Here is a 20295-nt window from a genome sequence, read left to right as displayed (position 1 = left end):
GCGGCCACCCTGAGCGGTCTTACTTCTTCTTCGCAGGAGCGGCGGCTTCAGCAGCAGCCTTCGCAGCGGCTTCAGCTTCCATCTCGGCATCGACCGTCGGCGGTGCGATGGTGGCGATGACGAAGTTCGGCAGCTGCAGAACAGGCGTCACGTTCTCGGTGCCGGTCAGGTCGTCCCAACGCACGTTGTCGTGGATGTCGAGCGCGCTCAGATCAACCGTGAAGCTGGACGGAATGCTGTCAACGTCAGCCATGACGTCCACCGTGTGGCGAACCAGGTTCAGCACGCCACCGCGCTTGATGCCCGGAGCCTTGTCTTCACCCGTCACATGGATGGCGACGGTCACGTGGACCTTCTCGCCAGCCGCAAGACGCTGGAAATCGACATGGATCGGAGCGTCGGTCACGGGGTGCAGCTGCACTTCACGCAGCAGGGCGCGCACGGTGCCGCCTTCGAGCGGCAGCTCAAACAGGCGCGAGCGCCAGCCGCCACGAACCATTTCCTTGTGGATGATGCGCGGGTCGATCGCGATCAGCGCCGGCTCCTGCTTGCCACCATACACAACACCCGGCACCAGACCGGCACGTCTCGTTGCGCGCGCTGCCCCCTTACCAGCCTTCGCGCGCGTAGAGACTTCGAGGGACGTCATATTTGTCACGGTATTCTCCCAAATTCATTGCACTCACGGCCTCCAGGGGTGCCTGAGTGATGGGGCGCCTTACCGGAAATGGGGGGGTAAAGCAATGTTCTTCGGGATTCGGAGGGGGATTCTTCTCGGAGCTCTGCCCCGAAACCCGCAAAGGGGCACAGCCCCTTTGATCCTGACACTGTTTCAGTCAGGGATGAAAGGGATCTGTTCCGTTCCCGAGGCGCGGAGCAGCGCCCCGCATCGCTCACTCGTAAGCGGTGAGAACCCAGCCATTCTCTGTCGGGTCGCAGTAGAGTGGCACAGCATTGGCCAGACGCACATTGATCGACAGGCTCATCGCAGCACGCAGCGCACGGAAAAGCGCGCCATGGGCCACGATCATGGGGATACCGTCCTGTTCGAGCGCGCGATTGACGGCTTCAGCCGCACGGGTCTTGAGCCCCTCGAAGGTTTCGCAACCTTCGGGTGTGAACTGACCTTCGATCCAGGGATCGTACCAGTCGCCCATGGGTTCGCCTTCCATTACGCCGAAGCAGACTTCCTCGAGGCCCTGATCGGTCACCAGCGGCAGGGTGACGCCGCTCGAAACGGCAATCGCCTCCTGCGCGGCCAGCGCGGTGTCATGGGCGCGTGTCAGCGGGGAAGAAACGATGCGGGCGATGGGCGAAGCGCCATCGCGCCAGTGACGGGAGAGTGAGTCTCCCGCCTTGATGGCCTGCTCCCGCCCTGTGGCGTTCAACGGGATATCTGTCCGGCCCTGAGAGAGATTCTGTGCGTTCCAGTCGGTCTGACCGTGGCGCAGATACCAGAAGGGGCGACGAAGCAGCATGAAAACCGGTCCTTAGTCGAAAAGCGAAGAGACAGAGCTTTCATCTGCCACAGCACTCATGGCGCGCGCCAGCAGATTGGCCGTGCTGATTTGACGAATATTGGGCGATTCTTCCATGACATCCGTCGCAGGAATGCTGTCGGTGAGCGTCAGCATCTTGAGCGGAGACGCCTTGACGCGATCGACTGCCATGCCGGTCAGCACACCATGGGTCACATAAGCCTCGACCCCGGCGGCACCATGCTTCATCAGAGCTTCGGCCGCGTTGCACAGCGAACCACCGCTATCGACGATATCATCGACCAGAATGCAGTAGCGCCCCGCGACATCACCGATCACGTTCATGACCTCGGACACACCGGCGCGTTCGCGACGCTTGTCGATGATGGCCAGATCGGTGTTCAGACGCTGCGCGAGCTGACGGGCACGAACCACGCCGCCGACATCCGGCGAGACGATCATGAGGTCTTCATTCGGGTGACGGGCATTGATGTCGCGCTTGAAAAGCGGTGCGGCATAAAGGTTATCGACCGGAATATCGAAAAATCCCTGAATCTGCATGGCATGCAGATCCATGGTCAGAATGCGGTTCGCACCAGCCTCGACAAGCAGGTTGGCCACCAGCTTGGCGCTGATCGGCGTACGCGGACCGGATTTGCGATCCTGACGGGCATAGCCGAAATAGGGCATCACAGCCGTGACACGACGAGCCGACCCGCGACGCAGGGCGTCAAGCATGATCAGCAGTTCCATCAGATTGTCATTGGTCGGCGAACAGGTGCTCTGAATGACGAAGACGTCTTCGCCACGCACGTTTTCCTGGATCTCGACGAAGACCTCGGCATCGGCGAAGCGCCGCACCGACACCTTGCACAGAGGCAAACGCAGCTCCTGAGCCACGGCACGCGCCAGAGGCAGGTTACTGTTACAGGCGACGATCTTCATCGGGAAACGACTCCGGTCCGGGACGGCAGCAAACGCGGCCTTCTAACAACGCCGCGCCACGCTGTCATTAATTCATGGCGGCCCGGATCGACCGATAGAGCGTTTTTTACAACTCTGTGACTCTCGCCACCCATGTGCTGGGTATCCACCCCAAAGGGGGGGCTTCCGACGTCATCATATCCGTCCAGCATATCCCAAACACTTTCCCTACCATCAGGCCAGATGCCACCTGATATCAGCGGGACTGTGTTTCTATAGGAACGATGCTCCTGTCATCCCCCCCTCCCCGTCTCCGGAGAGAGGGAGGACAGACAGCTTCAGTCGGTATCGTATTTCACCGAACGCGGCCCGTAGAGCAGACCATCCGGCGGCCCTACCTTCAGAAGACGGTTGGCGGCTGTGCCGGCTTCGACAAAACTCTCATCCGTCAGGCTATCGACAACCTGATTGATAGCCGCATTGACGAGCACACCGATCAGACCACCAGCGCCGGAATTCTGATTCTTCTCAGCGCTCGAAGCCGTTCCGGTCCCAGTCCAGAGCACTGAGCCGGTCTTCAGATCCACGAGCTTCGCACTGGCTGTCACGACGGTGTTGCTGTTGATCACGTGATAGACCGAGCCGTAATCGGTAATGGTGGTGTACAGCACGGCATCGGCGCCATAAATCGTACGCAGCTTTTCGGCGGGGACCTGAATGATTTCATCAGGAACGCTCAATCCGTTCTGTCGGAATGTCTCGGTCTCGAGCGTGACGGGAATGACGTAATAACCGCCCTCGGCCAGCGGCAGTGTCATCTGCGACAACAGACCGCTGGTAGCCTTGATATCGGGCGTATGATTGACCGGCGGCAAAACGAGGATGGTGCGCGGCTTCGCAGCCTTGAAAGCGGTGTAATCGGGAGCTTTGACCTGTGAGGCACAGGCTGTAACGGCAAAGCAGAGCGCCAGCGCGGCAAAACGCCCCATCAAAGAAAAAGACTTCATGACGACACCTTCGTATTTTGAGGCGCACTGACATTCTGAGTCTGGGGCGAATTGGAAGACGAGCCTGGGGCCTGACCGAGATTCTTCAGCAGGAAGTCCATATAGGTGGTGGCTTCAGGAAAAAGCGTCTTTTCCTGAGTGAATTCCTGCTGCGCCAGATCGGTCTTGCCCTCTGTGGCATAAAGCAGGCCGAGATGTGCATGAAAACCAGGAGGAACCGAAAGCCCCTTGGCGCGCGCCTTCTCCATGTCTTTTTCCATGACGTTAATCTGGGCCAGCGGATCTGTCTTGCCCTGAAGGTAGAGATATTGCTGAGCCTGAAAATTCTGCCAGCTATAGAGCGGCGGCGTTGACTGCCCGGAGCAGGCAGCCAGAACTCCTGGCAGCGCTATGCCTGCCAGAATTCTTGCGTAACGAGACATGGTTTGGAAATCCATTTATTGGTTTTATAAGTAGGATCGAAGTCACAGAGAGTCAGTGAATCTGACCCGAATCGACCTCCTGGGCGAAATGGTTCACGGCATCCTGGATAGCCAGATCGAGTACCTTGCCATTGAGGGTCGAGTCATAGGCGGCTGTGCTGCCAAACCCGATCACTTCGCGATCGGACAGGCTGTATTCTGCTGCCCCTTCGCTGGTTGCCACGATCTGGGAGGTAAGAGGATTGACGATCTGCAGGCTCACCTTGGCATAGGCAATCTGGCTGTGCCCCCGACCGGCAATACCGAAAAGCTGCATATCGCCCACATCCTTGCGACCGAACGCCGTCACGTCGCCGGTTACAAGATACTGCGCGCCTTGGATCGACTGCCCCTGTCGCAGGAATCCTGCCTCCTGCTTTCCCTCGGCCAGATTATCCCGATCCATGACCGAAAACCGGCCCGATTGCTGCAGGCGCGTCAGAAGAATCACGCGCGCCTGGTTTCCCAGACGATCAATACCATCGGAAAAGATCCCGTTCATGTAGTTCGACCTGTTGGCGAATTTACCTGCGGCAATCGGGATGCGTGGCCCGTTATAGGGCGTCTGCGCTACCTGAACGGGAGGCACGGGCAGAGTATGTGAGGATTCTGTCGCACAGCCTGCCAGAAGCAGGGCTGATGACAGCATTCCGGAGATGAAAATTTTTACGCGCACGAGAACCGTGTCCTTGATCGTTATTATCCAGTCAATACACCAAAGAATCAGAGAATTCTTCATGATAAAAATAACCTCATAAAATATTGAACAATCTCCGGGTGTGATAAATTTTTCGATACTTAAGAAAGATATCCGCGATAAATTTCATCGTTTCCATACTGCCTATGTTACCCAACAGATAATTTTAAGATATTTTATCATATTGTTTTTGTATTTGTAATTTTTATCAAATAGTTATTTATTATATGTTATGTTTTATATTTATTTATCAGTGAAAATAATTTAAATATTAAAAGTAATGTTGCAAGAAAAAGATCTTCATTGCCCGAACACGTTTGGAAGGTCACTTGTTCTGACGGGAAACCCTTCGTTTTCCCATCATGAGGCCGCGCTCGTACGCCATCACACGCTTTATACACCTGCTGGTATTCTGATTGAAAACGCCACTTATTGCGCAGGGGAAAATATTGCCGGCACCTTCGATTATCATGTTTACGCTCCGCGGGTGATCTCGCCTGATCTACCTGTCTGTGACGGACCGGAAGACTGCTTCTGGCTGGGCTATTTTCACGACCATTTTGGCCATTTTCTCACCAGCACGTTGCAGCGTCTCTGGCATATTCAGAAATGGCAGCGTCATTACGCGGGATATGTTTTCCCCAATCGCAGGATTTCGGAAAAAAACCTCCCGTTCATGAGCAGAATATTCGAAATTCTGAATATCAACGAGACACAGATTTTTCATGTTCCGGAAAATACCATGATGAGAAACATCATGGTTGCCGAACCAGCTTTTATCGAAAACGCACATTGCTACGAAATCTGGGGCACATTCATGCGGGAACTGGGAAGGAAGATTCTTGGCTCCCGTGGGACAGCGCCTGAGAAATATCCAGTCTTTCTCTCTCGCAGTCTGACCCGTTCACCCACGCGCAGTTATGACGGAGAAGACGAACTGACGAGCCTTCTGATGGCTCTCGGCATCAGATCCTGTCATCCTGAATGTCTCTCATTGCAGGAGCAGCTGGCTTTTTGGGATAGCCACGCCGTTTTCATCGGCTTTTCAGGCTCGGCTTTCATGAATGCGGCATTCTTCGAGAACAAGACGCTCATCGTCCTCAATCATGACGGCTATGTTTTTGGCACACAGCGCATGATCGATTCTATTGCGGGAAACAGGGCCCTCTATCTGGATGTGTCACCCTTTCTCAAGCTTCAGGATGCAACCTCTCAGCGTTACCGTATCACGAGGCCTGGCGCTCTTGGGGCCGAGATTGTCACCGCCATACGGCGCCTTGGCTGAAGCGCGCTATAGCGCATGGGGGCGGTAATGCCTTGAGCAACATGTTGCCGCACCTGCATGGCAAGGGGGGCTATTTTTTCGTCGCAGGCGTTTCCGGTGGCAAGGGCTTGTGATCACGTCCTGAGTAATTGGTGATGATCTGATGCACGCCACCCGCTGCCTCGGAAGCTGCGGCCATGGCAACATCCCCCCAAGGCCCATCCAGTGAATGGGCGTCGATATCATGTAGCTGCGTGGCAGCGCCCGCCTCCTTGCCGTCGGCAGCCACTGTGCGCCATGAAATCTCGATATGCTGGCTTGGGTGGCCAGTCGTGCCGGCAGGGCCATCGCTCACGGTCACAATCGCCTCGACGCTGTAATCGGCGTCCTTGGGCGTGCTCTGCAACTGGTCATGCCTGTCAGGAAAGCTTGCAGTAAAAGCGCGCGCCAGCGAGACATTCCCGTCACCGGGGGCGCCCTTTACGCCTTTGAAATACACCTTGGCGGGGCGGCGCTTGAGGCTATGCGGGTCAGCTTGCATCATCGCAGCCTGAATACCGGTCAGAACCGAGCTGATCTGCGGTGCCGATGCGGCGGCCAGCGAGGAAAGCACAGGCTTTTCGCCCTGCGCCCAGACGGAAGCCGGGACGGGCGCCGCATCCCAGTGGCCGCGCGCTTCGCCATTGGGCATCATCACGACATAATGCGGCGTCACATCGCTGCCCTGCAGGGTCGCAGAGAGCTTGAGCCACCAGTCACCGGGCTTGGCTGGCTGCGCCACCGCAGGAAGTGACTGATCAACCAGCTGGGTTGCGACCTCTCTCGCCCAGAGCGCCGAGGCCGTATTATCGAGCAACGAATCAGGCGGGGTCGGCACCGCCAGACGCGGCGGCGGCGTGGTCAGTGCCAGACGACGGCCTTCCGGTCCGGGATCACCAAACGGATGCGGCATGTCCACGCACCCTGCCAGCAGGGTCATGGTGCTGAACAGACCGATACAGGCTTTCAGAGACCCCTTCATGCCCGGGCTCCTGCCCGGATGGCCGAAATCTGATGGCCAATCGCACCACCACCGGCCAGGGTGCGACGACGGTGGCTGAAAAAGCGCCTGACATCGAAACGCGTATCGAGCCCTACCGCAGAAACATGGTGCAGCCCGGCACGACGCAATCTGTGAAGGCAGTAGCCGGGCATATCGAAAAGAAAATGTCCGTCACGCAAGGCAGGCAGGAAGAAATGGGCCGCCTCAGGAGAGGTATCGAGCACGGCTTCGCGCATCTCGGGTCCGACTTCGTAACTCTCCTGACGGATGCAGGGCCCGACACTGGCCACGACATCCCCGGCACCAAGAGCTGCCATGGCCGAAAGCGTTGCCTCAAGTACGCCTCCGACCGCTCCACGCCATCCTGCATGGGCTGCGCCCACGACATGGCCATCGGGACTGGCAAACAGAACCGGGCCGCAATCGGCGGTGATGACACCAAGCGCCAGATCATCGCGATCGGTCACGAGCGCGTCGGCCTTGGGGCCACGTCCGGTCTGCCAGACAGGCGTTCCGTGCGTCAGGGTCACAACATCAGCTGAATGGGTCTGCGTCAGCCCCAGCAGCGAGGGCGCTTCGACCCCAAGAAACCGCGCAACCCGACCACGATTTTCGGCAATGTTTTCCGGCCGGTCGGCAGAGGCCAGGGAGCAGTTGAGCGAATTGAACGGGCTGGGCGAGACGCCGCCCAATCGGGTGAAGAAGCCATGACGCAGAAAGGCCAAGGAATCTGCCTGCAGCACCCAGCCACGCGGTGCCTGATCAGCCATCGACCTTTTCTCCCTCGATCGAATGCGGGTGACGCATGCCATAGGCCATAAGCCAAAGCCCGGCCAGCGCCATCGGAATGCAGAGCACCTGCCCCATCGTCACGCCGAAAGGCAGAAAGCCGATAAACGCATCAGGTTCGCGAAAAAGCTCGCAGAAGCTGCGCGCCACCGCATAGCCGAACAGGAACAGACCGGAGAGAAAGCCATAGCGCATGCGCGCCCAGGGGCGGCTCGCGACAACGAGCATGACAGCAAGCAGCAGCAGCCCTTCAGTCAGCGCCTCATAAAGCTGCGAGGGATGACGCGCGACAGGGCCGCCCGTCGGAAACACCATCGCCCAGGGCAGCCAGTCCGGCGCCGGGCGTCCCCATAATTCACCATTGATGAAGTTCGCACAGCGGCCAAGCCCAAGACCGAGCGGCACGATGATGGTGATGCGGTCGGAGAAAGACAGAAAGCTGAGCCCGTTGCGCCAGGTGAACCAGGCAAGCGCCAGAATCACGCCCAGCGCACCACCATGGAAAGACATTCCCCCCTGCCAGACCTCAAGGATGGAGAGCGGATGGGTGAGATAGAAACCCGGCTTGTAGAACAGGATATATCCCAGCCGCCCCCCGAGCACGACGCCGAGCATGGCCCAGAAGGCGAAATCATCCACTTGTTCCCGTGTCGCAGCACGCGGCGCCAGGCCGCAGAGCCGGATGGCGATTTTCCACCCGATCAGGATCGAGAGGATATAGGCCAGCGCGTACCAATGCACGGCCAGTGGCCCCAGATGAACGGCAATCGGATCGAACTGGGGCAGGATGATCGGGTGGGATTGCATGGGAAACTTTACAGATAGGGGTCTGGCGTCGCGAGATAATCGCGCACATAGCGCGTGATACCGTCTTCAAGCGAGGTGAAGGGTCGATCATAGCCCGCTTCACGCAGACGGGTCATGTCGGCACAGGTATAGGATTGATATTGCCCCTGCAAAGACTCGGGCATGTCGATGAACTCTATGCGGCGCGGCACACCCGCGGCATCGCACACGGCATTGGCGAGATCGACATAGGTACGAGCCGTGCCCGTGCCGCAATTGAAAAGCCCGCTGACCCTAGGATGGTCGTGCAGCCAGAGCATGACCGAAATCAGGTCGCCTACCCAGATGAAATCGCGTGCCTGAGCGCCATCTTCCAGATCTGGCCGGTCAGAACGGAAAAGCCTCGCCGGTGCACCGCGCATCACCTCGTCGTATTTGACCTTCACGACGGAGATCATCGACCCTTTGTGATACTCGTTGGGGCCATAGACATTGAAGAATTTGAGCCCCGCCCACTGGCGTGGCATCAGACCACCCGAGTCGATCCGGGCCTGGAGATGCTGGTCAAAGACATGCTTGGACCAGCCATAAAGATTGAGGGGTCTGAGCGCGGACAACGAGTCAGGCGCATCGGAAAAGAGCTCGGGCCTGTCTGCCGCCCCGTAAGTGGCTGCCGAAGACGCATAGAAGAACGGTACGTCACGCACCGCACACCAGTCGAGCAGGGTTTCAGACAGCTCGACATTGGTGCGCCACACCAGATCACCATCACGGGCCGTGGTACTGCTGATCGCCCCCATGTGAAACACGGCAGTGATCTCGGTCGAGTTCGACAGGAACGTCTCGAGCGCGTCCGGATCGATCAGCAGATCGGGCGGATGCTGGGCAAGATTACGCCATTTGCCCTGGTCACGAAGGCGGTCCACGACCGCGACAACCTCGCCCCGCGCCTTGAGCGCAGCGACCAGGCACGAACCAATAAATCCGGCGCCGCCGGTGACGATCATCATGGAACCTGTATAAGACGCCGCAACGCAACCTCCAAGCCACACCAGCCGGAGAAAAACGCGGCACGGGCATCCCTGACGGGGCCTCCTGCGTTGCTCTTGGCAGAGGTGAGAGTCAGTCTGGGCACAGCTTGGCCCCGACTGAACGCACGGGGGCCTCATAATCGCCCGGTCGCCAGACCGGACGCCAAGACAGCAAGGAAACCGCCATGGCAGACCGGCCCCGTTTTTTCGATGATCTTGCAGGCGCCGCCGGAGGCGCGTTCTCGGCCCTGACTGGGCTGCGCGAAGAGCTTCACGCCGTCGTACGCGCCCGTATCGACGAAGTGCTCTCCTCGCTTGATCTGGTGCGTCGCGACGAGCTCGACGTGGCCCGTGAGCTGGCCACCCGCGCCCGCATGGCCCAGGAAGATGCCAATGACCGCCTCGCCCGTATCGAGGAGCGTCTCGCCGATCTGGAAAAAGCCGTTACCGCCCCTTCATCGCACTCTTGAACTCTGCGGATATCTGCGTCCTTGCAACCGGGGCCGGGCATCCGTAACGTGACCTGATATGACGATTCGCGGTCTGATTTCCGCGGGTTTTCATATCTTTGCAGACATCATGATGCGCACCGCCTCGCGTCGCGCATCACCGGCCCAGGGAGTCCCGAATGCCTGCTCTTTCCTTCTCCTCCTCCTCGCATCAGGATACCAATCCGCTCGACGTCATGGAGCAGATCGTCTGCGGCCATGACTGGGCGTTCGACCGCCGTACCGAATCGGAAATGGCCGCCGAAGCGCCGGGCAAATGGTGCGACTATGGATTGTATTTTTCATGGTCCCGCGAAATTGCGGCCATGAACTTCACCTGCACCTTCGACCTGCGGGCTCCCGCCAATCGCCGCAAGGCTCTGTACGAACTCATCGCGCTCGCCAATGAGCGTCTCTGGATCGGGCATTTCAGCCTCGACCTCGAGACCGGCACGCCGGTTTTCCGGCACTCGGTTCTGTTGCGCGGTGCGACCAGCCTTGCCGCAGAAAGCATGGAAGACATGATCGATATCGCCATCACGGAATGCGAGCGGTTCTACCCCGCCTTCCAGTTTACACTCTGGAGCGGCAAGACGCCGGCAGAAGCCCTCGAAGCCGCCATGCTCGATTGTATGGGTGAAGCATGAGCCTGCCTTCTCTACTTCTCGTCGGCTGCGGCAAGATGGGCGGCGCACTCTGGCAGGGCTGGCTCGAACAGGGCGTCGCCCCTTCGGTCATTCTCGACCGCAGCTGCGCTGCCCCGCCTGCCCCTCATCGCCTGGCCCGCACAGCAAGTGAAATTCCTGCCGATTTCAAACCCGACATCATCATTCTGGCGGTCAAGCCAGCCGGAATGGAAGAGGCGCTCGCGTCGCTGCGTCCGTTCCTTGATGGCGCCATCATCATCTCCATGCTGGCTGCACGCACCATAGACAGCCTGCGCGCCGCCTGTGGTGACGCCGCCAGCACGAAGATCGTGCGTGCCATGCCCAATACGCCTGCGGCGATTGGCAAGGGCGTGACAGGCGTCGTCAGTCAGGATCTTGATGAGGACGGACGCACGCTCTGCACGGCGCTGCTTTCGGCCGTGGGCGACGTTGCCTGGGTCGAGAGCGAAGCCCAGCTTGAAGCCCTGACGCCAATCTCGGGATGTGGCCCGGCCTATGTCTTCCTTCTGGCCGAATTGCTGGAAAAGGAGGCCCTGCGTGTCGGCCTGCCTGCCGAAACGGCGCGGCTCATCGCGCGCGGTACGGTGTCAGGGGCAGGCGCGCTGATTGCTGCCTCGGACGAGAAGAGCGCGACCCTGCGCAAGAACGTCACGAGCCCCAATGGCGTCACTGCCAGGGCACTTGATGTCCTCATGGCACCGGAAGCGTGGCCCGAGACCATGACCAGGGCCGTTGACCAGGCCATGGCACGGGCGAAAGAGATGGCCTCCTGAGACGAAAACCCGCCTCTGAACCTGTCATTCGATTGTCACGACGCGCCCATAGGTTATTATCGGGCGCTTCAAGACAGGGACAGGTTCATGACGGATATCGATCGCGAAGAGTTTGATCTCGCACTTCTGGAGGCGGGTTTCACCCTCGCCGCTGATAAGGGCTGGCATCGTTTCTCGCTGGTAGAGGCCGCGCATCGAGCCGGACTTGCAGTCGATGAAGTCCGTGCCCGCTTTGCCTTCCGTCACACATTGCTGCTTCGCCTGGGGCGACTGGCCGATGAGTCGGCTTTCCGGGACGATGGTCTTGGCGGCTCTGTACGCGAGCGTATTTTTGACCTCTTCATGCGTCGCTTTGACGTCTTCCAGCAATATCGCGAGGGCATTCGCGCCGTGCTGCAGGCCCTGCCGACCGAACCGGGCCTTGCCGTCATTCTCGGCGCCGCAACGCTCGACACCATGCGCTGGATGGCCGATCTCGGCGGTATCGACCGCAGCGGCTTTGGCGGGGCGATGCGTCTGAATGCGCTGGTAGGTGTCTGGGGCTTTGCCCTGCGCGCCTGGGAAAAGGACGAAAGCCCCGATCTCTCCCAGACCATGGCAGCGCTCGATCAGGCGCTGGACAAGGCAGAGCGCTACGGCGCGCTCAAGCCCTCGCCCGACCGCCTGATGGAAGAGGCAACCCGCAATACGGGCATCGCCGATCATTCACTCGAACTCGAAACATAATGGCTTTACGTCTGCCGAGAGGCAGACTAAAAGCCCTGACACGCAATGGGATGTAGCCAAGCGGTAAGGCAGCGGATTTTGATTCCGCCATTCGGAGGTTCGATCCCTCCCATCCCAGCCAGCGTTTCCTTCTGAAAATCTCTGCTTGTTCTGGCGCCCTGTGCTGTCACGCATCATGACGTCCGGAAGCATTTCTTCTCCAACAGGAGAGACGTGCAGGGCAGATCTATGCTTCCCAAGGCGCCGAACAGCCTCTGGAGGCGGCGCGTAGCCATAATCCCACATAATTCAGGCAAACCCGCTTCAGGGCCTCAGGCACAAAAGCGAACTGGCCAGAGCACGATAATGAATAGAAGATCATGGTCTTCTGGTTGGGTGCATAATGTAAAGGGAGGTACCGGCGGGGCAATGGTGGGCACACAAGGGCTCGAACCTTGGACCCGCTGATTAAGAGTCAGCTGCTCTACCAACTGAGCTATGTGCCCATAGCCCCGCTCCGGTGAGGTGGCTTCTAACAGGGGGCGGAACAGGCATCAAGAGGAAAAATGCACTATTCCGCATCCGTAACTATCAGGAAGCTTTCTCCGGCGATAACAGACGCATCAGCGTGTCGAACTGGTCGAGGCTGCGATAGTCGAGACGCAGCGATCCGCCCTTGCCATTGAACTCGATCTTGACCTTGAGCCCGAGCTTCGTGGCCAGGTCGCGCTCGAGACGCACCAGCTCATTATCACGCGGGGCCTTGATCACTTCCTGTTCGGCCTTCGGGGCCTGACGGGCAAGAGCCTCTGTCTGACGCACATTGAGCCCACGAGCGATCACGATATCGGCTGCTGCACAGGGGTCAGGATGGGCCAGAAGCGCACGGGCATGCCCAGCGCTCAGCATCCCGTCACGTACCTTCTGACGCACTGCCTCGGGCAGGTTCAGCAGGCGCAGGATGTTGCCGATATGGGGGCGTGACTTGCCCACCGCACCAGCCAGCTCTTCCTGCGTCAGCGCATAATCGGTTAGAAGCCTTTGCAGCCCTTCTGCCTCTTCGATCGCGTTCAGATCGGCGCGCTGAAGGTTTTCGACCAGAGCGGCCGCCATGGCATCGGCATCATCCAGCAGACGCACATGCACCGGCACTTCATGCAGCCCGGCGCGCTGCGACGCACGCCAGCGGCGTTCACCCGCGATGATCTGGTAGCGCCCTTTCTGGTCGGGGTCGGGCCGCACCAGAATAGGCTGCAGAACGCCACGGCTGCGGATCGAATCCGCCAGCTCGTTCAGACGCCCCTCATCCATGTCCACACGCGGCTGAAACGGCCCGGGGGCCAGCAGATCGACACCGAGCATGGAGGGATTGGGAGCGCTCTCATGGCTGGGAGACTGCGCTCTGGGCATGTCGATGGCCTGATCGCCGAGAAGGGCCGCGAGACCGCGCCCAAGGCGCGGAGCCGGTTTCTTGCTCATGACGAAGCCCCTTCCTTGTCGGTGATACCCAGACGTCCGGCAATTTCCTGCGCCAGAGCGAGATAGGCAGCGGCGCCGCTGCTGCGACGATCATATTCGAGCACGGAGCATCCATGGCTCTGCGCTTCGGATATCTTGATATTGCGCGGAATCAGCGTCTCAAGCACCTGCTCACCGAAGAAATTGCGCGCATCGGCAGCAACCAGTTCTGACAGGTTGTTGCGCCGGTCGTACATGGTGAGAATGATACCGGCCACATGCAGATCGGCATTGAACGCCCGGCGCACTCGGTCGACCGTGCGGACGATCTGGCTGATCCCCTCAAGAGCGAAAAACTCGCATTGCAGCGGAATCAGCACGGCATCGGACGCCACAAGGGCGTTGAGCGTCAACAGCCCGAGGCTTGGCGGACAATCGATCAGAATGACGTCATAGCGACCCGAGAGGGCTTCCAGCGCCTCACGGATGCGAAACTCGCGTCGCTCGCCGCCAATCAGTTCGATCTCGGCGCCGGCCAGATCGGTGTTGGCTACGATGATATCGAGATTGGGCGTCTCGGTCGGGCGGGGTAGCTTTTCAGGCGGCGCCTCCTGCATCAGGGCAGCATAGCTGCCGATCTGGCGGGCATTGTAATCAACCCCCAGCCCGGTCGAGGCATTGCCCTGCGGGTCGAGATCGACCAGCAGCACGCGTTGCGTACTGGCAAGCGCCGCGGCCAGATTGATTGCTGTTGTGGTCTTGCCCACACCACCTTTCTGGTTGGTGATGGCGAGGATACGGGCCTTCTTGCCCGTGTCGTTAGTCGACACGTCTGATATCGCTTATCTCGATGATGGCGCCCCCTGAGGCGGCGCGATTGTCCAGAATTCTATGCTGCATGTGCCAGCACCGTTCGGCTTCGGTCAACTCGTCCGGCAGATTTTTCCCTTTCAAAAACAGGGCTTTTCCCTCCGGCAGAAGAAATGGCGCGCTCCATTCCAGCAATTGTGAGAGCGAGGCCAGAGCCCGTGCCGTCACATAAGGTGCAGGCGCAACCTCTGCCTGCTCGATGCGCCTGGACACGACCTGGGCTTTCACACCGCAGGCTCGCGCCGCCTCGCGCAGGAAGGCACATTTGCGCTGGTCTGACTCGACCATGACCATCTCGGCGTCGCAGGCGATCCCGATCATGAGCGCCGGGAACCCCCCGCCGGAGCCGAGATCGATCACGCGGGAACCGTGCTCGATATATGGCACCAGCCTGAGAGAATCCTCGATATGACGCTCCCACAGATGAGGCATATCACGCGGGCTCACCAGATTGATGCGCGCATTCCATTTTTCGAGAATTGCTGCAAAGGCTTCCAGACGTTCTCTGGTTTCACGTGAAACGCCATTCATGCCATAGCCCTCACATGAGCCAGAAGCGCAATCATGGCAGCAGGTGTCACACCCGGCACACGCTGCGCGGCAGCAAAATTGGCCGGTCTTGCCAGTGAAAGACGCTCCTTCATTTCACTGCTCAGCCCGCCGATGCGGGCATAATCGAGATCGCTTGGCAGAGTGATCTGCGCCTCGCCGGCGAGCTGCCTGATCTCACGCTCCTGTCGTTGCAGGTAGCCACCGTAGCGGGCCTCAGTCTCGACATGCCGCCGCACACGCAAAGGCAACGCCGCAAACCACGGCGCCAGACGCTCGACCGCCCCCTCTTCAGTCTGGCCGCATAGCACATCGAGCAGCGAACGGCGCCTTCCGTCCTGAGATACGGTGATGCCCTGCGCTGCCAGATCCTGCGGCGCGTGAAGAGCCTGACGCGCTTGCTCCATCGCCTGAGCAATAGCGCTTTCATCTTCTTCCAGCTTCGCTGCCCGCTCGGCACCGACACAGCCCATGGCCTTGCCCAGTGCTGTCAGACGCAGATCGGCATTGTCAGCACGCAGACTCAGACGATACTCGGCACGCGATGTGAACATGCGATAAGGCTCGGACACCCCCTGAAGCGTGAGATCATCGAGCATCACCCCCAGATAGGCCTGATCGCGACCCAGAATGAGGGGCGCATTCCCCACCACGAAACGGGCGGCATTCAGCCCGGCCAGAAGCCCCTGCGCACCAGCCTCTTCATAGCCGGTGGTGCCGTTGATCTGCCCTGCGAGATAGAGCCCTGTCATGGCTGTCAGCGCAAGGCTGGGCGCCAGCTCTCTTGGGTCGACATAATCATATTCCACAGCGTAGCCCGGCGTGACGATACGCGCCTTTTCCAGCCCCGGAATGGAAGCGATCATCAGCGCCTGGATATCTGCGGGCAGGCTGGTAGAGATCCCGTTCGGATAGACCAGATCGCCGCCCGGATTACCCGGCAGCCCCTCAGGCTCGAGAAAGATCTGATGCCCGTCCTTCTCGCCAAAGCGCACGACCTTGTCTTCGATCGACGGACAATAGCGAGGCCCCCTTCCTGCAATCGCTCCGCCGTAGAGCGCAGAAAGCGCCAGATTATCGCGAATGATCTGATGCGTTTCGGGCGTAGTGGTGGTGATGCGGCATGACAACTGATCGGTCGTGATCCTGTCAGTCAGGCGGCTGAAAGGCTCCGGCAGCGCATCGCCCTTGTCTTCGACGAGCGATTCCCAGTCGATCGAGTCTCGTGCGATACGCGCAGGTGTACCGGTCTTGAGGCGCCCCATACGCAGGCCCATTGCCTCCAGCCGCTCACCCAGACGAGCTGCCGGGCGCTCACCGATGCGCCCCGCCTGCTCCTGTGTATGACCGATATGAATGACCCCGCGCAGAAACGTGCCGCTGGTGACGACCACAGCGCCGCATCTGAAAACCCGCCCGTCCTCGCATACGACACCCGTGACACGACCGTCGTGAATTTCCAGATCAGCCACCTCACCAGCGAGGATGGTCAGATTGGGCGTCTCTGCAAGAAGCGCCTGAATGGCGTTGCGATAAAGATAGCGGTCGGCCTGCGCACGCGGCCCGTGCACGGCAGGCCCCTTGGAACGGTTCAGCAGCTTGAAATGAATACCTGCCCGGTCGGCAGCACGCCCCATGAGGCCGTCAAGCGCGTCGATTTCGCGCACCAGATGGCCCTTGCCTATGCCGCCAATCGCCGGGTTGCACGACATGGCACCGATCATTTCGGGTTTCTGGGTCAGAAGAAGCGTACGCGCACCGAACCGTGCCGAAGCTGCCGCCGCCTCACTTCCCGCATGTCCGCCGCCTATGACGACAACATCAAACTCGTTCACACAGCCCTCATTTACCAATGCAGAATTGTCCAAATATCACATCCAGCAGGGACTCGACATCAACTTGTCCCGTCAGGCGCCCGAGCGCGCGCATGGCCAGACGTAGCGCCTCACCCCTCACTTCTGGCCAGGAAGCATTGCGCGCCTGGTCGAGATAAAGCAGTGCCTCCTCAATTCCGGCTCTGTGGCGCGCACGGGTCAGGGGGGCACCTACCCCAGCCGTCAGCCCCTTGATGCGTTCAGCAAGCGCCGCCTCGAAAGCCTGCATCCCTTCGCCTGTCTGCACACTCAACCCCAGGCTACCCGCAATGGCGGGCTGCAGATCGATCTTGTTGCTCACCAGAAGCGCATCAGGCCGCAACGGCATTTCGGCTTCACCCGCCATCACGTGCAGCACGAGGTCTGCATGTTCCACGTGAAACATCGCCCGCTTGATACCTTCGGCCTCGATCTCGTCTTCGGTCTCACGCAGCCCCGCCGTGTCGACGAGGCGCAGGCGTACGCCATGAAAAAGCCAGTCGATGGCAATGACGTCGCGCGTCGTCCCGGCACGATGCGTCACGATGGCCGCATCATAGCCAGCCAGATAATTGAGCAGGCTCGACTTGCCGACATTGGGCGCGCCTGCAATCACGACGGTCAGACCGCGCCGCACAATCTCACCGCGCTTATCTGCCAGATGGGCACTCAACGCCGCGCGCAGATCATCAAGTGTGTTCGCAAGCATCTGCTCGACAGAATCCGGAAGATCTTCGTCCGGGAAGTCGATCAATGCCTCCTGATGCGCCAAAAGGATTTTCAGACGCTCGCTCCAGCCTTCGTATAGACGGCTGAGCGCACCATCGGCCTGGGCCAGCGCCTGCTGCCTCTGGCTTTCGCTTTCGGCCTCAACCAGATCGCCGATGGCTTCTGCCTGCAGCAGATCGAGCCTGCCAGCCTGCACCGCACGACGCGTGAACTCCCCCGCCTCGGCCGGTCGCGCCCCAAGTACGGTCAGGGCCAGGGCAACACGATCGATCACCGCGGGCCCGGCATGAAGATGCAGTTCGAACCCGTCTTCACCGGTATAGGAACGCGGGCCCGGCAACCACAGCACCATGGCATCGTCCAGATGCTCGCCCTCATGACGCAGCGCTCGCAGGCTCGCCTGTCGCGGCAGTGGAAGGCGGTCTGAACACAACCCGGCCAGCACCTCTTGAGCGCCGGGACCACTTGCGCGCATGATGGCGATCGCCGCCCGTCCGGCCCCTGTCGCCAGAGCGAAAATGACTTCGCCCTTGCGCGCTGCCGGGCTTTCCATCGCGTCAACCATGTGAATTCCTTCTATGCCCCAGCTCTCTTTGCATTCTCCTCTCGGTCCCCTCACCCTCAGCGAGGATGAAGGCGCCATCGTCGCCCTTGATTGGGGATGGGGACGCGATCAGGAAAAGACACCCCTTCTTACCCGCGCCCAGACCATGCTGGAACGCTATTTCGATGGTGAGCCTGAAAGTTTCGACCTGCCACTGACGCCCTGGGGTACCACCTATCGCAAGGCGGTCTGGGCGGCCCTGCGCGACGTTCCCTATGGGCAGACCGTCAGCTATGCCGAACTGGCTGCCAGGGCTGGCGGCTCCGCCCGCTCTATCGGCGGCGCCATGGCGCATAACCCCATCCCCATTCTGATCCCTTGCCATCGTGTGCTCGGCAAAGGCCATCTCGGGGGCTATTCGGGTGAAGGCGGACTGGATGACAAACGCTATCTGCTGCGTCTGGAAGGTGTCGCGCTCTAACGTGGCCTTCACGGGGCGCTGCCCCGTCCCCCGGAAAGGGGCGCGCCCCTTTCATCCCGATTTAAAGGTTTCCAAAGGGCGACGGCCCTTTGGCGGGGGATGGGGTAAAGCCCCATAAAAAAAGCCGCCGGGCACCCACAGGCACCCAGCGGCTTGACCGTCACGAACTGACCCGAAAATCAGTTGTTCATGGCGTCGAAGAAATCCTGGTTCGTCTTGCTGTATTTCAGCTTGTCGAGCAGGAAGTCCATCGCATCCATCGTGCCCATCGGCGACAGGATACGACGCAGCACCCACATCTTCGAAAGCATGGCGCGATCGACAAGGAGTTCTTCCTTACGTGTGCCCGACTTGGTGATATCGATAGCCGGGAAGGTACGCTTGTCGGCGAGCTTGCGATCAAGGATGAGTTCGGAGTTACCCGTACCCTTGAACTCTTCGAAGATGACTTCGTCCATGCGGCTGCCCGTATCGATCAGCGCCGTGGCGATGATGGTGAGCGAGCCACCCTCCTCGATGTTACGCGCCGCACCAAAGAAGCGCTTGGGGCGCTGCAGGGCGTTGGCATCGACACCGCCGGTCAGCACCTTGCCCGACGAGGGCACAACGGTGTTGTAGGCGCGGGCAAGACGGGTGATCGAGTCGAGCAGGATCACAACGTCACGCTTGTGTTCCACCAGACGCTTGGCCTTTTCGAGCACCATTTCAGTCACCTGAACGTGGCGGGTCGCGGGCTCATCGAAGGTGGACGACACGACTTCGCCACGCACCGAGCGGGCCATGTCGGTCACTTCTTCAGGACGCTCGTCGATGAGAAGAACGATCAGGAAGACGTCAGGATGATTGGCACTGATCGACGAGGCGATGCTCTGCAGCATCACGGTCTTGCCTGTGCGGGGCGGGGCCACGATCAGGGCGCGCTGGCCCATACCGATGGGAGCAACGAGATCGATCACGCGCGGCGTGTAGTCGCGCTGGTCTTTCTTGCCCTTGCCGGTCGGCTGCGGCTCGGGGGCACCGACCTGCTCGACTTCCATACGCAGGCGACGCTCGGGATAGAGCGGCGTCAAATTGTCGAAATTGATGCGCTGACGAACGGAGTCAGGTTCTTCGAAATTGATCGAGTTGACCTTGAGCAGCGAGAAATAGCGCTCACCATCGCGCGGCGCGCGAATCTGACCCTCAACCGTGTCACCGGGACGCAGGCCGAAGCGGCGCACCTGGGCGGGAGAGATATAGATATCGTCCGGGCCAGGAAGGTAATTGGCCTCGGGTGAGCGGAGAAAGCCGAAACCGTCAGACAGGATTTCCAGCGTGCCTTCGCCATAGATGGCCTGATCATTATCCGCCAGGGTCTTGAGAATGGCGAACATGATGTCCTGCTTGCGCATTGAGGACGCGTTTTCGATCTGCAGCTCTTCAGCATAGGCCAGCAGATCGGCAGGTGATTTTTTCTTGAGTTCAGCAAGATGCATGAAAAGCGCCTTAGATGGGCTATAGTCCACTGCTCGGGAGACGGAATCCGTATCCGTGACAGATGATCGATCGCGAAAGAATGCCCCGTCAGATGGGCCGCAGAACCGGGCCCGACGATGAGCGAAGACGAAAGGTCTTGTGAGAGAGGCCGCGATGCAGTGAACGCATGCGGCTCTTGCTGTTCAGTCTAATGAGAAATAACGCTTTCTGTCAATAGTGCCG

Annotated in this window: 22 protein-coding genes and 2 tRNA genes; 7 read left to right on the top strand and 17 right to left on the bottom strand. The window is 59.7% G+C overall.

The window, feature by feature from the left end; translation table 11 throughout:
* Positions 1–19: 19 nt before the first annotated feature.
* The 6 genes from AAID99_RS12340 to AAID99_RS12315 all read right to left on the bottom strand — a co-directional run bounded on the left by AAID99_RS12340 (position 20) and on the right by AAID99_RS12315 (position 4609).
* On the bottom strand, positions 20–658 hold the full coding sequence (locus AAID99_RS12340) for a 50S ribosomal protein L25/general stress protein Ctc (RefSeq protein ID WP_188427238.1): 639 nt from the start codon (positions 656–658) through the stop codon (positions 20–22).
* A gap of 235 nt (positions 659–893) precedes the next feature.
* Complete coding sequence (locus AAID99_RS12335) at positions 894–1478, bottom strand: histidine phosphatase family protein (RefSeq protein ID WP_498494024.1); 585 nt, start codon at positions 1476–1478, stop codon at positions 894–896.
* A gap of 12 nt (positions 1479–1490) precedes the next feature.
* Positions 1491–2423 carry a ribose-phosphate pyrophosphokinase gene (locus AAID99_RS12330; RefSeq protein WP_188427236.1) on the bottom strand — a complete coding sequence of 311 codons (933 nt, stop codon included), beginning with the start codon at positions 2421–2423 and terminating at the stop codon, positions 1491–1493.
* Positions 2424–2740: 317 nt separating this feature from the next.
* A complete protein-coding gene (locus tag AAID99_RS12325) occupies positions 2741–3409 on the bottom strand; it encodes a DUF799 domain-containing protein (protein WP_229719882.1) in 669 nt (222 codons plus the stop codon).
* On the bottom strand, positions 3406–3831 hold the full coding sequence (locus AAID99_RS12320) for a DUF4810 domain-containing protein (RefSeq protein ID WP_498494023.1): 426 nt from the start codon (positions 3829–3831) through the stop codon (positions 3406–3408). Before AAID99_RS12320 ends, AAID99_RS12325 begins: the two co-directional genes overlap by 4 nt.
* 52 nt (positions 3832–3883) lie before the next feature.
* Complete coding sequence (locus AAID99_RS12315; protein WP_188427234.1) at positions 3884–4609, bottom strand: CsgG/HfaB family protein; 726 nt, start codon at positions 4607–4609, stop codon at positions 3884–3886.
* A 238-nt stretch (positions 4610–4847) separates the two neighbouring features.
* On the opposite strand from AAID99_RS12315, the gene AAID99_RS12310 reads away from it, so the two are divergent.
* On the top strand, positions 4848–5852 hold the full coding sequence (locus tag AAID99_RS12310) for a glycosyltransferase family 61 protein (RefSeq protein ID WP_498494022.1): 1005 nt from the start codon (positions 4848–4850) through the stop codon (positions 5850–5852).
* A gap of 70 nt (positions 5853–5922) precedes the next feature.
* Here AAID99_RS12310 and AAID99_RS12305 read toward each other — a convergent pair whose 3' ends face one another.
* From AAID99_RS12305 to rfaD, 4 genes are read right to left on the bottom strand one after another with little or no spacing between them, the layout of a single operon-like run.
* The gene (locus tag AAID99_RS12305; RefSeq protein WP_188427232.1) at positions 5923–6852 is read right to left on the bottom strand and encodes a hypothetical protein; all 930 of its coding nucleotides are present in this window, start codon (positions 6850–6852) and stop codon (positions 5923–5925) included.
* Positions 6849–7643 (bottom strand): peptidoglycan editing factor PgeF, encoded by a 795-nt coding sequence (gene pgeF / locus AAID99_RS12300; RefSeq protein ID WP_498494020.1) that lies wholly within the window; start codon positions 7641–7643, stop codon positions 6849–6851. Before pgeF ends, AAID99_RS12305 begins: the two co-directional genes overlap by 4 nt.
* The gene (gene lgt, locus AAID99_RS12295; protein WP_188427230.1) at positions 7636–8469 is read right to left on the bottom strand and encodes a prolipoprotein diacylglyceryl transferase; all 834 of its coding nucleotides are present in this window, start codon (positions 8467–8469) and stop codon (positions 7636–7638) included. Before lgt ends, pgeF begins: the two co-directional genes overlap by 8 nt.
* A gap of 8 nt (positions 8470–8477) precedes the next feature.
* Positions 8478–9458: an ADP-glyceromanno-heptose 6-epimerase gene (gene rfaD, locus AAID99_RS12290; protein ID WP_498494019.1), complete on the bottom strand. Its 981-nt coding sequence runs from the start codon at positions 9456–9458 to the stop codon at positions 8478–8480.
* Between the two features lie 206 nt (positions 9459–9664).
* On the opposite strand from rfaD, the gene AAID99_RS12285 reads away from it, so the two are divergent.
* From AAID99_RS12285 to AAID99_RS12265, 5 genes are all read left to right on the top strand, one after another.
* Entirely contained in the window at positions 9665–9949 is a 285-nt protein-coding gene (locus AAID99_RS12285) for an accessory factor UbiK family protein (protein ID WP_188427228.1), read from the top strand.
* A gap of 158 nt (positions 9950–10107) precedes the next feature.
* Complete coding sequence (locus tag AAID99_RS12280; RefSeq protein WP_188427227.1) at positions 10108–10614, top strand: type III secretion system chaperone family protein; 507 nt, start codon at positions 10108–10110, stop codon at positions 10612–10614.
* Positions 10611–11408 carry a pyrroline-5-carboxylate reductase gene (gene proC, locus AAID99_RS12275; RefSeq protein WP_188427226.1) on the top strand — a complete coding sequence of 266 codons (798 nt, stop codon included), beginning with the start codon at positions 10611–10613 and terminating at the stop codon, positions 11406–11408. The genes AAID99_RS12280 and proC overlap by 4 nt, the downstream gene beginning before the upstream one ends.
* A gap of 96 nt (positions 11409–11504) precedes the next feature.
* Positions 11505–12134 carry a TetR family transcriptional regulator gene (locus AAID99_RS12270; protein ID WP_188427263.1) on the top strand — a complete coding sequence of 210 codons (630 nt, stop codon included), beginning with the start codon at positions 11505–11507 and terminating at the stop codon, positions 12132–12134.
* Positions 12135–12180: 46 nt separating this feature from the next.
* A tRNA-Gln gene (locus AAID99_RS12265) sits at positions 12181–12255 on the top strand.
* A gap of 288 nt (positions 12256–12543) precedes the next feature.
* Here the strand turns inward: AAID99_RS12265 and AAID99_RS12260 are convergent.
* The 6 genes from AAID99_RS12260 to mnmE form a co-directional block, all read right to left on the bottom strand.
* A tRNA-Lys gene (locus tag AAID99_RS12260) sits at positions 12544–12619 on the bottom strand.
* 85 nt (positions 12620–12704) lie between these two features.
* Positions 12705–13592 (bottom strand): ParB/RepB/Spo0J family partition protein, encoded by an 888-nt coding sequence (locus AAID99_RS12255; RefSeq protein ID WP_188427225.1) that lies wholly within the window; start codon positions 13590–13592, stop codon positions 12705–12707.
* The gene (locus AAID99_RS12250; protein WP_498494018.1) at positions 13589–14401 is read right to left on the bottom strand and encodes a ParA family protein; all 813 of its coding nucleotides are present in this window, start codon (positions 14399–14401) and stop codon (positions 13589–13591) included. Before AAID99_RS12250 ends, AAID99_RS12255 begins: the two co-directional genes overlap by 4 nt.
* The gene (gene rsmG, locus AAID99_RS12245; RefSeq protein WP_188427223.1) at positions 14391–14972 is read right to left on the bottom strand and encodes a 16S rRNA (guanine(527)-N(7))-methyltransferase RsmG; all 582 of its coding nucleotides are present in this window, start codon (positions 14970–14972) and stop codon (positions 14391–14393) included. The genes AAID99_RS12250 and rsmG overlap by 11 nt, the downstream gene beginning before the upstream one ends.
* A complete protein-coding gene (gene mnmG / locus AAID99_RS12240; RefSeq protein WP_498494017.1) occupies positions 14969–16825 on the bottom strand; it encodes a tRNA uridine-5-carboxymethylaminomethyl(34) synthesis enzyme MnmG in 1857 nt (618 codons plus the stop codon). Before mnmG ends, rsmG begins: the two co-directional genes overlap by 4 nt.
* A gap of 7 nt (positions 16826–16832) precedes the next feature.
* Positions 16833–18137: a tRNA uridine-5-carboxymethylaminomethyl(34) synthesis GTPase MnmE gene (gene mnmE, locus AAID99_RS12235; RefSeq protein ID WP_229719879.1), complete on the bottom strand. Its 1305-nt coding sequence runs from the start codon at positions 18135–18137 to the stop codon at positions 16833–16835.
* Positions 18138–18150: 13 nt separating this feature from the next.
* On the opposite strand from mnmE, the gene AAID99_RS12230 reads away from it, so the two are divergent.
* Positions 18151–18597: a methylated-DNA--[protein]-cysteine S-methyltransferase gene (locus AAID99_RS12230; RefSeq protein ID WP_188427221.1), complete on the top strand. Its 447-nt coding sequence runs from the start codon at positions 18151–18153 to the stop codon at positions 18595–18597.
* A 179-nt stretch (positions 18598–18776) separates the two neighbouring features.
* Here AAID99_RS12230 and rho read toward each other — a convergent pair whose 3' ends face one another.
* Positions 18777–20072 (bottom strand): transcription termination factor Rho, encoded by a 1296-nt coding sequence (gene rho, locus AAID99_RS12225; protein WP_188427220.1) that lies wholly within the window; start codon positions 20070–20072, stop codon positions 18777–18779.
* Positions 20073–20295 lie beyond the last annotated feature (223 nt).

It is taken from the genome of Asaia sp. Ae19-3 (assembly GCF_059801175.1).
This window is presented reverse-complemented; position numbering and strand designations above follow the sequence as displayed.